General features: G+C 64.8%; 14 protein-coding genes and 1 tRNA gene. 5 read left to right on the plus strand and 10 right to left on the minus strand.

Annotated features, from left to right (window positions below):
* Positions 1–78 precede the first annotated feature (78 nt).
* The 6 genes from KVX96_RS18120 to KVX96_RS18145 form a co-directional block, all read right to left on the minus strand.
* Positions 79–1203 (minus strand): beta-ketoacyl-ACP synthase III, encoded by a 1125-nt coding sequence (locus KVX96_RS18120; protein WP_261196218.1) that lies wholly within the window; start codon positions 1201–1203, stop codon positions 79–81.
* Between the two features lie 127 nt (positions 1204–1330).
* Positions 1331–2287 carry a GDP-L-fucose synthase family protein gene (locus tag KVX96_RS18125; RefSeq protein WP_261196219.1) on the minus strand — a complete coding sequence of 319 codons (957 nt, stop codon included), beginning with the start codon at positions 2285–2287 and terminating at the stop codon, positions 1331–1333.
* Positions 2288–2297: 10 nt separating this feature from the next.
* Positions 2298–3419, minus strand: a complete 1122-nt coding sequence (gmd, locus tag KVX96_RS18130) for a GDP-mannose 4,6-dehydratase (protein ID WP_261196220.1) — start codon at positions 3417–3419, stop codon at positions 2298–2300.
* A 56-nt stretch (positions 3420–3475) separates the two neighbouring features.
* Entirely contained in the window at positions 3476–4435 is a 960-nt protein-coding gene (locus KVX96_RS18135; RefSeq protein ID WP_261196221.1) for an alpha-1,2-fucosyltransferase, read from the minus strand.
* 167 nt (positions 4436–4602) lie between these two features.
* On the minus strand, positions 4603–5742 hold the full coding sequence (locus KVX96_RS18140) for an alpha-D-ribose 1-methylphosphonate 5-triphosphate diphosphatase (protein ID WP_261196222.1): 1140 nt from the start codon (positions 5740–5742) through the stop codon (positions 4603–4605).
* Positions 5743–6158: 416 nt separating this feature from the next.
* Entirely contained in the window at positions 6159–6845 is a 687-nt protein-coding gene (locus tag KVX96_RS18145) for a DUF1045 domain-containing protein (protein ID WP_261196223.1), read from the minus strand.
* A gap of 338 nt (positions 6846–7183) precedes the next feature.
* Between KVX96_RS18145 and KVX96_RS18150 the strand changes: the two genes are divergently transcribed.
* Together KVX96_RS18150 and KVX96_RS18155 are read left to right on the plus strand one after the other, a co-directional pair.
* Entirely contained in the window at positions 7184–7333 is a 150-nt protein-coding gene (locus KVX96_RS18150) for a hypothetical protein (protein WP_261196224.1), read from the plus strand.
* 36 nt (positions 7334–7369) lie between these two features.
* Complete coding sequence (locus tag KVX96_RS18155) at positions 7370–8302, plus strand: L-lactate dehydrogenase (protein WP_261196225.1); 933 nt, start codon at positions 7370–7372, stop codon at positions 8300–8302.
* A 3-nt stretch (positions 8303–8305) separates the two neighbouring features.
* Here KVX96_RS18155 and KVX96_RS18160 read toward each other — a convergent pair whose 3' ends face one another.
* A complete protein-coding gene (locus tag KVX96_RS18160) occupies positions 8306–8989 on the minus strand; it encodes a hypothetical protein (protein WP_261196226.1) in 684 nt (227 codons plus the stop codon).
* A 186-nt stretch (positions 8990–9175) separates the two neighbouring features.
* Here KVX96_RS18160 and KVX96_RS18165 point away from each other — a divergent pair.
* From KVX96_RS18165 to KVX96_RS18175, 3 genes are all read left to right on the plus strand, one after another.
* A tRNA-Glu gene (locus tag KVX96_RS18165) sits at positions 9176–9250 on the plus strand.
* Positions 9251–9425: 175 nt separating this feature from the next.
* On the plus strand, positions 9426–9782 hold the full coding sequence (locus tag KVX96_RS18170; RefSeq protein ID WP_261196229.1) for a hypothetical protein: 357 nt from the start codon (positions 9426–9428) through the stop codon (positions 9780–9782).
* 37 nt (positions 9783–9819) lie between these two features.
* Positions 9820–10362, plus strand: a complete 543-nt coding sequence (locus KVX96_RS18175; protein WP_261196231.1) for a hemerythrin domain-containing protein — start codon at positions 9820–9822, stop codon at positions 10360–10362.
* Here KVX96_RS18175 and KVX96_RS18180 read toward each other — a convergent pair.
* The 3 genes from KVX96_RS18180 to uvrB all read right to left on the minus strand — a co-directional run bounded on the left by KVX96_RS18180 (position 10359) and on the right by uvrB (position 13833).
* Entirely contained in the window at positions 10359–11066 is a 708-nt protein-coding gene (locus tag KVX96_RS18180; protein ID WP_261196232.1) for a copper homeostasis protein CutC, read from the minus strand. The two genes, KVX96_RS18175 and KVX96_RS18180, sit on opposite strands and share 4 nt — an antisense overlap.
* Complete coding sequence (locus tag KVX96_RS18185; protein WP_261196233.1) at positions 11059–11508, minus strand: hypothetical protein; 450 nt, start codon at positions 11506–11508, stop codon at positions 11059–11061. Before KVX96_RS18185 ends, KVX96_RS18180 begins: the two co-directional genes overlap by 8 nt.
* Before the next feature lie 150 nt (positions 11509–11658).
* Positions 11659–13833, minus strand: a complete 2175-nt coding sequence (uvrB, locus tag KVX96_RS18190) for an excinuclease ABC subunit UvrB (RefSeq protein WP_314733146.1) — start codon at positions 13831–13833, stop codon at positions 11659–11661.
* Positions 13834–14037 lie beyond the last annotated feature (204 nt).

Here is a 14037-nt window from a genome sequence, read left to right on the forward strand (position 1 = left end):
GGTGAAGCCCCCTCCCAGGGGGGAGGGTCGGGGGCTGGCCGGCGTTGCCGGCTTTAAATGGCCTGTGAGCGGAGCGCCCTAACCCTTGCGCTCCACGATCACCGAACCCACCGAATAGCCCGCACCGAAAGAGCAGATCAGCCCCACGTCGCCCGCTTTCAGATCCTCGGAGTATTTCGCGAAGGCAATGATGGACCCCGCCGAGGAGGTGTTGGCGTAATCCTGCAGGATGTTGGGCTGCTCGCCTTCTTCCGGCTCCCGGCCCAACACCTTCTTGCCGATGAAATCATTCATCGTCTTGTTGGCCTGATGCAGCCAGATGCGGCTCAGATCCTCCTGCGCGACGCCTTCTTCTTCCATGTGGCCCAGAATATGCGCCGAGACCATCGGCAGCACTTCCTTGAACACCTTGCGGCCGTTCTGCATGAACTGCATGTCGCGGCGGTCCGTAAGCCCATCGGGGCGGGCGCGGCGCAGGAAGCCGTTGTTGTTGCGGATGTTGTTGGAAAACTCGGTGGCGCAGCGGGTGGAGCGGATGGTGAAATGCGCGCCCTTGGCGTCTTCCTCGCGCTCCAGCAGCACGGCGGTGCAGACATCGCCGAAGATGAAATGGCAATCGCGGTCGCGCCACTCCAGATGGCCCGAGCAGATCTCCGGGTTCACCACGAGGGCGGAGCGGATCGAGCCCGCGCGGATCATGTCGGTGGCGGCCTGAATTCCGAAGGTGGCCGAAGAACACGCCACGTTCATGTCGAAGGCAAAGCCCTTGGTGCCCAGAAGCTGTTGGATCTCGATGGCGATGGCCGGATAGGCGCGCTCGTGGTTGGAGGCGGCGCAGATCACGGCGTCCACCTCATGGGCCTCGCGGCCCGCCTGCGCGAGCGCCTTGCGGCAGGCATCGACGCCCATCTCGGCCATGATACCGGGCTCGTCGTCGCTGCGCTGGCGCAGGGTGGGGTGCATGATCTCGGGATCGAGAATGCCCGCCTTGTCCATCACGTAGCGCTGCTCGATGCCTGAGGCTTTGAAAATGAATTCCGAGGACGACGGATCCTTGGCCTCCAGCGTGCCGGCGGCAATCTCCTCGGCATGCGCGGCGTTGTAGCGCTCGGCATAGGCGTTGAAGGTTTCCACCAGCTCGTCGTTGGTGATGACAAGCTCAGGCGTGAAAAGCCCGGTTCCGGTGATCGCGGCATGTGCCATGGGAGTGCCTCCGTGCGTGGTGCAGGACAATCCACACCAGTTGGCAGGCCGGGTCAAGCGCGCGGGGGCAGGGTGACCGGACGTAACGTGAGCGGTAACAGGGTTTTTGGACGCCGGCGCGGCCTCTTCAGCCCCGCACATCCCCCTTCTGCGCCAGAAACCACGCGTAGGTCTCGCGCAGGCCTTCTTCCAGCCCGATGCGCGCCTGCCAGCCCATGGCGGCAAGGCGGCTGACGTCCATCAGCTTGCGCGGGGTGCCGTCGGGTTTGGAGGTGTCGCAGGTGATCGCCCCCTGATAGCCCACCACATCGGCTACCATCCCGGCCAGTTCCCGGATCGAGACATCGGTGCCCGTGCCCACGTTGATATGCGACAGCATCGGTTCGGTGTTGGCGGCATAGGTGGCCGCGTCCAGATCCATCACGAAAAGCGAGGCCTGCGCCATGTCGTCCACATGCAGGAACTCGCGGCGCGGGGTGCCGGTGCCCCAGATCACAACTTCCGAAAGCCCATCGCGCTTGGCTTCGTAGAAGCGGCGGATCAGGGCGGGCATGACGTGGGAATGCTCAGGGTGGAAATTGTCGCCGGGGCCATAAAGATTGGTCGGCATGACGGAGCGGTAATCGGTGCCGTGCTGGCGGTTGTAGCTTTCACAGAGCTTGATCCCGGCGATCTTGGCGATGGCGTAGGGCTCGTTGGTGGGCTCCAGCGTGCCGGTCAGCAGCGCATCCTCGCGCATCGGCTGATCGGCCAGTTTCGGGTAGATGCAGGAAGAGCCGAGGAAGAGCAGCTTCTGCGCCCCGGCGGCAAAGGCACCCTGAATCACGTTGAGCTGGATCGAAAGGTTCTCCGCGATGAAATCCGCCGGGTAGCTGTTGTTGGCGAGGATGCCGCCCACTTTGGCCGCCGCCAGTACCACTGCATCGGGCTTTTCGGCTTTCAGATAGGCATGAACCGCCGCCTGATCGCGCAGGTCGAGCTGCGCGCGCCCGGCTGTGATGACCTCATGCGCGCCCGCGGCCTCAAGCTGGCGCAGGATCGCCCCGCCCACCATGCCGCGATGGCCTGCCACGAAAATCCGCATGCCGCCCTCCTCAGGTTTCGATCGAGACGGGCAGATCCATCCCGTGCTCGCGCAGCAGCCGGTGGCGGCGGGCGGTTTTCAGATCTTCCGTGACCATCTCGGCACACATCTCCTGAGCGGTGATCTGCGGCTCCCAGCCCAGCTGGCGCTTGGCCTTGGCAGGATCGCCCAGCAGGGTTTCTACCTCGGCCGGGCGGAAGTAGCGCGGATCGATGCGCAGGATCACGTCACCCGGTTTCACTGCTGGGGCCATGTCGCCCTCCACCTTCACGACTGTCGCGATCTCTTCCACCCCGGTGCCAGAGAACTGAAGCGTGATCCCCAGCGCCTGCGCCGTCCATGTCACGAATTCGCGCACGGAATACTGTTTGCCGGTGGCGATCACGTAATCCTCTGGCGTCTCCTGCTGCAGCATCATCCACTGCATGCGCACGTAATCCTTCGCGTGGCCCCAATCGCGCAGCGCATCAATGTTGCCCATGTGGAGGCAATCCTCCAGCCCTTGCGCGATATTGGCGAGGCCGCGCGTGATCTTGCGGGTGACGAAGGTTTCGCCCCGGCGCGGGCTTTCGTGGTTAAACAGGATGCCGTTGCAGGCATACATCCCGTAGGCCTCGCGGTAGTTCACGCAGATCCAGTAGGCATACATCTTGGCCACGGCGTAAGGCGAGCGCGGGTGGAAGGGCGTGGTTTCGGTTTGCGGGGTTTCCTGCACCAGCCCGTAAAGCTCCGATGTGGAGGCCTGATAGAAACGCGTCGTTTTTTCGAGTCCCAGAAAGCGCACCGCTTCCAGCAGGCGCAGGGTGCCGATGGCGTCCACGTCGGCGGTGTATTCCGGAGCCTCGAAGCTCACCGCCACATGGCTCTGCGCGCCGAGGTTGTAGATCTCGTCGGGGCGGGTTTCGCGGATGATGCGGGTGAGGTTGGAGGTGTCCGTCAGATCGCCGTAATGCAGGTGCAGCTGGCGGTTGCGGGCGTGGGGATCTTCGTAGATGTGATCGATCCGCGCGGTGTTGAACAGCGAGGCGCGGCGCTTGATGCCATGCACCTCGTAGCCTTTTTCCAGAAGAAATTCAGCCAGGTAGGAGCCATCCTGCCCGGTGATGCCTGTAATCAATGCGGTTTTGCTCAAAGGGGGCCTCTTCTTATTCAACAAATCTCCCCGAGCCTGCCGGGGGTGCGGGTCACTTACTCGGCGGCAGCGGCTGCGCCGGTGCCGCGGGCGATTTCGGTGGTGAAGGCGCTGCGCCAGGCGTCAAGCTGGGGCGCCCAGGCCTGCGCCGATTGCGCCTGCAGCGCCTCGGCCGCTTCGGCGCTCAGCGCTTCGGCCGTGAAGGGCGCGCGGAGGTCTTCCTGCTGTGCGGGCGAGGCAAGCCAGGCGCGTTCGGGAAACAGGTAGAAGGCATAGCGCGGATCTTTCAGGGGCATCATGTCCACGCCGGGCACCTGCAGTGGGTGAAAGAGGCCTGAGAGCGGGTAGTGGATCGTTGTGGCCTCGGAAAGCCAGGCGGCCATCCAGGAAAACGTGCTGATCGCGAGAATGATGTGCTTGGCGCGGCGGATGGTTTCGAAATCATGCAGCACGCTGCCGCCTTCCAGAAACAGCGCATCGGGAAAGGCGGCGCGCAACATATCGGAATACCAATCGCTGCCCATCTGCCCGACGAAAACCGGGCGCTTGCCGCTTGCCTCGACCACCTGCTTGTAAAAGCCGATGGGCAGCGGGCCGTAGTTCTTGTGGCGGCCCGGCACGAGGATGTCCTCCAGGCGCACATGCATGACGATGTCGTCCTCGCCCGTTTCGAAGGCCTCCACGTGGCTCGCGTCAAACAGGCTGTTGGCGAAGGCGCGGCTGGGTAGCGCCTCCATGTTGCCGCAGACGCTCTTGAGCATCAGCCTGTCGAGCCGGCCCTCGGCCATAGCGGTTTCGATCAGAGGGGTGTCGAAGCGCTGGATCTCGATCTTGGGGATCTGGCGGCGGCCCGGCGCGGGGCGCGCGCCTTTCAGGCCCCATTCGGGGATGTCATAGCCGCAGACCGTATACTCGGGGAATTTGCGCTGGAACTCCTTGGCCACGAGGTATTGCAGCATCCGGTTGGCCATGCGCGAGCCGTGGCGCACGATGATTTCCTTGGGGGGCTGCGCCATGGGTGCGCCTTTCTGCTTGCTCGAAATGGGCCGGGTTCGCGGCCGGTTTGCGCGCATACTCATGGCTGACGCGCAGCCGGGCAAGCGGCAAGGTGCGGCTTTGAGGCGATCGGGGTGCGATTGTGGGCTGGGCGATACAAACGCGCCCAAATGGGTTGGTTGCGGGCCTATTCCGCCGCCATCTGCATGCGGGCGCTGGCCCCCAGAAAGCGGTTGGCCGCTTCGCCGGCAAGATGGGTCAGCCGCCCTTCGCAGAGCGTCGCCTCGATCACGCGCGTCTCGGCGTTGACGATGGCAAGATCCGCGCGCTTGCCGTCCTCGATCACGCCGCGATCGTGCAACCCCATGATCTCGGCCGGGGTTTGGGAGATCATCGCCCATGCGGCGGGAAGGGATTTCAGGCCCTGATCGGCCAGCCGGAAGGCGGCCGCGGCCAGCGAGGGGTAGTGGTAGTCGGACACCAGCGCGTCGCAGAGGCCCAGCTCGATCAGGGTCTGCGCCGCGATATTGCCGCCTTGTGAGCCGCCGCGCACCACGTTGGGCGCGCCCATCAGCACTGGATCGCCCACAGCTTTGGCAAGGCCCGCCGCGGCGCGGGTAGTGGGAAATTCGCAGATCTTGGCCCCGATCATCGAGAAAGCCTCGCGGGTTTCGCCGTCCGGGTCGTCGTGGCTGCCGTAGATGATGCCGAGCGTGTCGAAGGCCTCGGCCAGACGGCAGAGGTAGCGCGGCACCTCGGCGCGCTGGCGGTGCGCGGCAAGCCGGGCTAACTGGGCCTGTGGGGTCTCGTGACGGTCACTGGCTTCCGCCTCCGGGAGGTGATTGTTGAACACCACATAGCCCACCCCATAGCGGCGCAGGGCGGCGAGCAGCCTGTCGAAGGTCTCAACGGTGTGGGTTTCGCAGCGGACCTGCACGCGCAGATCGGTGCCAGCCTCGGGCCCATAGGCCTCCAGCGCGGCCAGCAGGGCTTCGGCGGCGGCGGGGCCACGCAGGCCGCCTTCCCAGCTCCAGCTTTGCGCCATCCACGCTGTGGTCACGCCATTGGCGGCGGCGTCACGATCCGTGGCGCGCAGGGCGGGCAGGGCAGGGAACGGCGCGGTGGGGCGCGGCGCGATGTGGCGCTCGAAGGCATCGCCGTGTAGGTCGATGATGCCCGGCAGGATCAGGTAGCCCGACAGATCCACCTCTGGCAGCGGCCCCCGCGTGAGCCGGCCGTTCTGCACCGCGAGCGAACGCTGCTGAAGCGCGCCATCGCGCAGGAGCGTGGCGCCTGTCATGCGGAAGGGGGGAAGCGGACGTGTCATGGCGGGGCTCTGCTCGGCACCGGTTGTGGCTGTTGAGCTGACCCTAGACACGGAATGTTTCGTGCAGGTGACAAACCGGCGAAGAGGAGATGGCAGCCGCTGCCAGGCTTAGTCCCTGACTGTATTCTCCCATGCCTGCAGGCTGCGGCGTGTGCCTGGGGCCGCGCCGCCGCGCAGGCCATTCTCAAGAAAGCGGGTGATTTTGCAGCGCGGCTTCACGGCTGCAATAAGCCGCCCGGCGAGCATAACGGTGAAAAAGGCAATCGCGCCAAAGAGCATCCAGTGGGGCATGGGAGGTGTCCGCGGTGGGTTAAAACACTGCCCTTCGGTCTAACGCCGCTTCGCGGCAAGAAGATGACTTAAAGCGTGAAAGCTCGCCTTAATCGCGAAAACTTTCCCTAGCGGCAGCTTGGTCGTCATCCGGTCAGGGCGAAGCGCTCGATTTCGTGGAAACATCCGTCTTCAGCCTCGCCGAGGAGGGTCAGTTCGTCCACGATGAAAGGCACCGGCAGCAGCGGTGCGGTGATCGGGTCCAGCGCAAGGCGCACGGAGTCGGCATCCTCGGGGGGCAACGGGCCTGTGAGCGTCAGGTGGAAGCGAAACTCGTCCATCACGTAAGGATAGCCCCAGCGCTCCAGCAGAGCCTCCTGCGCCGGGCTGAGGCTGGCCTGACGGCGGCGCGCCAGTTCGGCCTCGCCGGGTGGGGCGCGGAAGCCATCGAACTCCGTGACGATCCGGGCGGCCAGATCGGCGAGCCCGGCCTGCTCTCCCTCCGGCACCAGCGCGAGGAACTTTCCGATGCGGGCCAGTTTCAGCGCATCGAGCCAGACGGGCGAATGATCGGCGGCAAACTCCGCCAGCGCTCCGCGCAGGTCTTCCTCGCGGGTGCCATCGGCAAGGCGGAACGGTGGTTTCAGCGTGCCGTGAAACCCGTACTTCCGGGGCTGTTCCGAGAGGCGCGCCACAGGGAGCGGCAGCCCCATCGTCGGCGGATGCGGCACAGCCGCGCCACGGCGGGGATCCCAGCCAAGCCATGCGGCCCCGAACTCCGCAAGCGGGCCGGGGGGCGGGGTGTAGTAGATGGCGTAGCGCGCGTATGCCATGGTCTGGGCCTTCCTGTGACTGCGACCGCCCCATGCCAAGCGCCCGTAACACCTGCATGACACAAGGCGCCCCGGTGGGCCAAGCCGCCAATCTGCGGCACGCTTTCCGGCAATGCTGAAAACGGTCGCGCTTCGCCCTTTTTTCGGGCAATCGGAGCGCCGGGGGCGTGGCGGGCGAGTCGCCACGGCCCCGGTGCCATTGAACGGCGGCTGCGTGCCGCCTTTCTTTGGACATGACGGCGGTTTTACGTGCGCCTCACGGGGCCTCTGTAAAATTCGTTACATTGAAGATGTTTATTGCGTGTGTCCCGATGAAAGTCCTGAGTGAGAAAATCCAGTTGAGCCCCCTTCAACGCCTTGCGGTCACCGCCGTTGGCCTTGCGGCCCTGACGGCCATGGCCGCCCAGACAACACCAACGGCAACAGCCGCCGTATGCGCCCCCGGCGGCCTCGTCACCGAGGCCTGCCCGCCTCCCTTCGCCCGCTGACCCGGCGGCGGGCCACGCCAGACGACAGGAGCCTTGATGAAGATCGGAATTGTCGGCACCGGCCTCGTTGGCTCCTCTGCGGCCTATGCCATCGCCCTTCTGGGCACCGCGTCTGAAATCGTTCTGGTCGATCACGCCCCCAAGCTTGCCCGCGCGCAGGCCGAGGACATCGCCCATGCCATGCCCTTCGCCGCGCCGGTGGTGGTGCGGGCGGGCGGCTATGGCGATCTGGCCGGTGCGGGCGTCGTGATCCTTGCTGCTGGCGTGAATCAGCAGCCCGGCGAGACCCGCCTGCAATTGCTCGACCGCAACGCCGAGGTGTTCCGCGCCATCGTGGGCGAGGTGCTTGCCGTCGCGCCCGAGGCGATCCTCGTGGTGGCGACGAACCCGGTGGACCTGATGACCTATGCGGCGCAGAAGCTCTCGGGCCTGCCGCCCGCGCGGGTGATCGGCTCCGGCACGATCCTCGATACGGCGCGGTTTCGCAGCCTGATCGGCAGCCATCTGGGCATCGCGCCGCAATCGGTGCACGCCTATGTGGTGGGCGAGCATGGCGACAGCGAGGTGGCGCTCTGGTCCGGGGCGCGGGCCGGGACGATCCCGGTCGCGGATTTCGCGCGGCAGGTCGGCGCGGATCTTGGGCCAGAAGCCCGGGAACGGATCTCAAACGCGGTGCGCGATGCCGCGTACACGATCATTGAAGGAAAAGGCGCCACGCATTACGGCATTGGCGCCGGGTTGGCCCGGATTGTGCGCGCTATCGCGCAGGACGAGCAGGTGGTGCTGAGCCTTTCGGCCGTCACGCCCGACGTGGGCGGGCAGGCGGAAGTGGCGATTTCCCTGCCGCGCGTGGTGGGGCGCGGCGGCATCCTGCGCACCCTGCGCCCCGGCATGGACGCTAGCGAAGAGGCCGCCCTTGCACGCAGCGCCGGGCTCATCGCTGATATGGCAGGGCGCATGGCGCTCTAGCGTTTAGAACTCTGTCCAGATGCCAAACACGAGGCCGGTGCGCGTTTGCCCGGTCAGTTCTTGCTGCAGGCCCAGTTCCAGCTGCACCGGGCCAACCGCACGCACGTAGGATGGGGCCAGCCGCAGGTAGGGATCGCTGCCGGGATACTGGCCGCTCTGCAGTTGCAGGATGAAAAGATCGCCGCGCGCCGAGGAAAAGCCGAGCGTGCCATCGAGCTTCACCGCCGTTTCCTGCGAATCGACCCAAACCTCGGCGAAGCTCTCAAGCCCGGCCCAGCCGTTCAGCCCCCGGAAGCTCAGCCCGCGCCCCCACGAAAGACCGGGGCGGACAATGGGCTCTGTATGCAGCTGGCCGTATTCGTCGTATTCGCCCTTCAGGCCAACCCCCAGTTCGAAGCCAAACCAATGCGCTCGCCAAGGCAGGGATTTGCGCAGGTAGAGCACGCCAGAGAAGCCGTAATCGTCCAGATTGCTGCCGCCATCATAGCCAAAGGTCAGTCGGTGAGGCAGGCCGCGTTCGCTGTAGACAGACAGATAGCCGGGCCTGTCGATCTCTTCCCGGTCGGCGAGCGTGTATTTCACCGAGGTAAACCGCGTGCCCTCCTCGCGCGGCCAGGCCCCGGCATCGGCGCGATGTGGCATTAGGAGCAGGGCAATCATCCAGACAAACCAGGGGAAACGGCGCATCGCGGGCTCCTTTCCCGACAGGGTGGAGGGCAATGGTTAATGCGTCGTTAACCCGCGTCCGGCGGCGGGATATTGCAGGCCTCTGCGCTGGCGGTGGGGCCGTTCTGAAGACAATGAAAAAAACGCACGCGCCCCCCTTGCGCCTTCCCGTGGCTTTGCGTAGAAGCGCCCCCACGCGGCAAGGCTGCTCCGTTCGTCTATCGGTTAGGACGCCAGGTTTTCAACCTGGAAAGAGGGGTTCGATTCCCCTACGGAGTACCACCCGCGCCTTTCCCCTCCATCGACTTGACCATCCGTATCTACGCGAATGCTTTGCGGGGCTACCATCAATCTCATGCGACGGCGCGGCTGGAAATCGCCAAGCCCGTTCGCTCGGCTTTGACAGAAGGCCAAGGTTTGGCGTCTACTGGGTGGCACACAAACGGAAAGGCTCACCATGATCAATCGTCGTAAAGCTCTGTTCCAGATCGCATGCGCCACCCTGGCGGCATCTGCGGCTTCCCTTGCCCATGCCGACAACAAGGGCAAGAAAGTCCCCCCTGGGCAGATCAAGCGCCAAGGCAACGGGGCCGCAAAAGCCATTCCACCCGGACAGGCCAAGAAATGGGTGCGTGGCGATGTGCTTCCGGCGGATCTGAAATACGACGATATCCTCGATCTCTCTGGTTGGAAGCTCAAGCCGCCGGGGGCCGGGAACAAATACATCAAGGTCGACAACGAGATCTACGAGATCGCCAAGGACACCGGAAAGGTTGTCGATGCGATCGGGATCGTGGGCGACTGGCTGAAATAGCGCTTGCCGGATCGCATGGGTGGCCTAGCCTTGGCCCATGGACACATCGCTTGATCTGACCCGCCGAGACGGCCTGCCTCCGGCCCTGCGCGTGCTGCTTGAGGACATCCCCCGCGAAAGCTGGGAGGCGCACCCCGCGTTTGGCGAATTGGTGCAATTCTGGCTGGAGCGGCACCTGATGTTTCGCCGCCTCACGCAAGCCATGCAGGCCGATGTGGAGGCGCTGATCGAGGGGCAAATGGGGTTTGACATCTACGCGCCCCGCCTGTCGCGCTATGGCGGGATGTTGTTGAACGAACTGCACGGCCACCACCAGATCGAAGACCACCATTACTTCCCGCGCCTCGCCAAGCTCGATGCCCGCATCGAACGCGGTTTCGAGCTGCTGGAACGCGATCACGAGGCGATGGACGGGCTGCTGCACGGCATGGCGAACGGGGCCAATGCGCTTCTGCAGGGCGGCGAGGCTGGGGTGTTCGCGGATCAACTGGCCGAGTTCACCCGTCTGCTGGACCGCCACCTTGTGGACGAAGAAGAGATCATCGTGCCGGTTATTCTGAAGAGCGGATTTCGCGGCTAGGCGGCCTGCATCGCCGCCACCATCGCGCGAACGTCCGCTTCCCGGGTTTCAAAGCGTCCGCCGGGTGGGTCGAAATCGGAGAAGGCCGGATCCCCCGCCACCTTGCCGCTGCAGGCCGCATGGGCCTCGGTTGCGCCGGTGGCCCGCAGGACGGAGGCGATGTTGTCAGCCGTCAGCCCGCAACCCGGCATCACGGAAATGCGCCCGGCGGCGCGGTGCACCATCTTGGCAATCAGCCCCACCCCGTCCGGGGCAAGCGGTTCTGCGCCAGAGGTGAGCACGCGGCTGAAGCCCAGTTCGATGGCCTGATCCAGCGCCGCGAGCGGATCCGGTACCACGTCGATCACCCGGTGCAGCGTCGTGCCCAGATCCCCGGCGGCGGCCTTGAGCGTCGCGAGCCGCGCCGCATCCAATGCGCCATCGGCCTGCTGCACGCCCAGCACCACCCCGGCAAGCCCCGCAGCGCGGGCGGCGGCGATATCGGCCAGCATGATCTCGGTTTCCGCTTCGGAGAAAAGAAACAGCCCCGCGCGCGGTCGGATCATCGCATAGACCGGCACAGGCAGGGCGGCGGCGGCCTGCATCAACCCCGCCGAGGGCGTCAGCCCACCTTCCGAGAGTGCGGAGCACAGCTCGATCCGCCCGGCCCCGCCTTTGAAGGCGGCATAGGCCCCGGCAAGGGTGTCAACGCAGATCTCAAGCATGGGGCGCACCGGACCCGCCACCACCAAGGCCAAGAAGCGTGTTGAGCTTCTGCAATAGCGTTTCCCGGATCGGTTTGATTTTCTGTCCCGATTCTTTGAGCCAATCCCGGAAGAAACGGTAGATGCCCTCCCGGTCTTCGTGCTGCGCCAGATCGCTTCGGTAGAGCGCATCGAGCGCCTCCAGATCCCCGGCGGCCAAGAGCTCTTCGATCTCCTCAATACGTTGCGCCAGCGCGTGTTCGGACATCACGAAGAGCAGCAGATCACCGGGGTCTTCTTTTTGCAGAAGGTCCGCGATGCGCCGGTAACGTTCTGGGATCGGACCGCCGCTGTCGGGCCGTTGCGCGGCTTTCCCTTCGAACCGGATCAGCGTGACTCCGCTTGCCTTGAAGAGCAACACGCCAATCAAGATGGCGATGATCAGAAGAAGGATGTTCGTCATAAGGGAGGAAGCAAGGGCATCTGTCATAAGAGGCAATCCACAACATGAAAATTGGCATGCAACAAACCTAGACGATCCCTTGCTGGTTCGGGGAACGAAATGCCCTTCGTCCGGCGGCACCACCGGGCTGCGTTGCTCTCTATCGGGCCGCTACCCCCGTTTCCGTTGCACATTCCCGCCCCGCTGCCCCGGCCGTCCAGCCGTGGAGCGCCCCCGGCCCTTCACGGCGGCCTCGCTGGCGGCTTCCACCGCGCTTTGGCGGGCGAGCGGATCATCCGAGACGGCCAGATCCACCGCCTCAAGCCGCTTGACTTCGTCGCGCAGGCGGGCGGCTTCCTCGAATTCGAGGTTCTCGGCGGCCTTGCGCATCTGCGCGCGCAAGCCATCTAGATGGGCCATCAGGTTCGCGCCATGCATCGGCTTCTCGATGGTGGCGGTGACGCGGTTCATGTCCACGTCGCCCTGATAGAGCCCGGCCAGCACGTCTTCGACGTTCTTCTTCACCGTCTGCGGGGTGATGCCGTGCTCAAGGTTGTAGGCCATCTGCTTTTCACGCCGGCGCTCGGTTTCGCGCAGGGCGCGTTCCATCGAGCCGGTGATGCGGTCGGCATACATGATGACCTTGCCGTCAGCGTTGCGCGCGGCGCGGCCGATGGTCTGGATCAGGGAGGTTTCGGAGCGCAGGAAGCCCTCTTTATCCGCATCCAGAATAGCCACCAGCCCGCACTCGGGGATGTCGAGCCCCTCGCGCAGCAGGTTGATGCCGACGAGCACGTCAAAGGCCCCGAGACGCAGGTCGCGCAGGATCTCGATGCGCTCCAGCGTGTCGATGTCGGAGTGCATGTAGCGCACCTTGATGCCCTGTTCGTGCAGGTATTCCGTCAGATCCTCGGCCATGCGCTTGGTGAGCACGGTGACGAGCGTGCGGAAGCCGCGCTCGGTGACGCGGCGGATCTCATCCAGCAGATCATCCACCTGCATTTCTACCGGTCGGATCTCCACCTCGGGGTCCAAGAGGCCCGTGGGGCGGATCACCTGTTCGGTGAAAACCCCGCCGGCCTGTTCCAATTCCCAGGCGGCCGGCGTGGCCGACACAAAGACGCTCTGCGGGCGCATCGCGTCCCATTCCTCGAACTTCAGCGGGCGGTTGTCCATGCAGGAGGGCAGGCGGAAGCCGTGTTCGGCCAGCGTGAACTTGCGGCGGTGATCGCCCCGGTACATGCCGCCTATCTGCGGCACCGACACGTGGCTTTCATCGGCAAAGACGAGCGCGCTGTCGGGGATGTATTCAAACAGCGTGGGGGGCGGCTCGCCGGGGGCGCGGCCCGTCAGGTAGCGCGAGTAGTTCTCGATGCCGTTGCAGTAGCCCTGCGCCTCCAGCATCTCCAGATCGAACTTGGTGCGTTGCTCGATCCGCTGGGCTTCCAGAAGCTTGCCCTCGTCCTCGAACTGCTTGAGCCTGAGCGTCAGCTCTTCCTTGATGGCCTTGATCGCCTGCACCAGCGTCGGGCGCGGAGTGACGTAGTGGCTGTTGGCATACACACGCACCTTCTCAAGCGTCGCCGTGCGCTCGCCGGTGAGCGTGTCGAACTCGGTGATCTGCTCCAGCTCCTCGCCGAAGAAGGAAAACCGCCAGCCGCGATCCTCAAGGTGGCTCGGCCAGATCTCAAGGCTGTCACCGCGCACACGGAAGGCGCCGCGCGAAAAGGCGTTATCCGAGCGGCGGTATTGCTGGGCGACGAAACCCTTCATCACCTCGCGCTGGTTGTATTCCTCCCCGACCACCAGATCCTGCGTCATCTCGGTATAGGTTTCGGGCGAGCCGATGCCGTAGATGCAGGAGACCGAGGCGATGATGATCACGTCGTCGCGCTCCAGAAGCGCACGGGTGGCGGAGTGGCGCATCCGGTCGATCTGTTCGTTGATCGCGCTGTCCTTCTCGATGAAGGTATCGGTGCGCGGCACATAGGCCTCGGGCTGGTAGTAGTCGTAGAAAGAGACGAAATACTCCACCGCGTTTTCCGGGAAGAAGCCTTTGAACTCGCCATAAAGCTGGGCGGCAAGCGTCTTGTTGGGGGCAAGGATGATCGCCGGGCGCTGGGTTTCCTCGATGATCTTGGCCATGGTGAAGGTCTTGCCGGTGCCGGTTGCGCCGAGCAGCACCTGGTTGCGCTCGCCCTCCATCACGCCCTGGGAAAGCTCCGCGATCGCGGTGGGCTGATCGCCCGCCGGATCAAACGCCGTGTTCATCACAAAGCGCCGGCCGCCTTCCAGCTTCACCCGCGGGCGGCTGGGATCGGGGATCTGGGGCATCGGGTTGTCCATGCGGGCGGCTCCTGTTGGTCACGCTGTGCCCTTGGCACAGGCCCTTAATGTGCGGGCTTTGGCGAAAGGTTCAAGGCGCTGCTGACAGGCTCCTGACAGGAGGGTGTCAGCAGAGGCCGTGCTGTGGCTCTGGCCCGCGTCCACGCGCCGCTTGCGCGAGGCCTTCGAATTGCCGATAACTTGGCCGGACACCAGAGGATTCCG

The organism is Pseudoruegeria sp. SHC-113 (assembly GCF_025376885.1).
Classification (GTDB): domain Bacteria; phylum Pseudomonadota; class Alphaproteobacteria; order Rhodobacterales; family Rhodobacteraceae; genus Pseudoruegeria.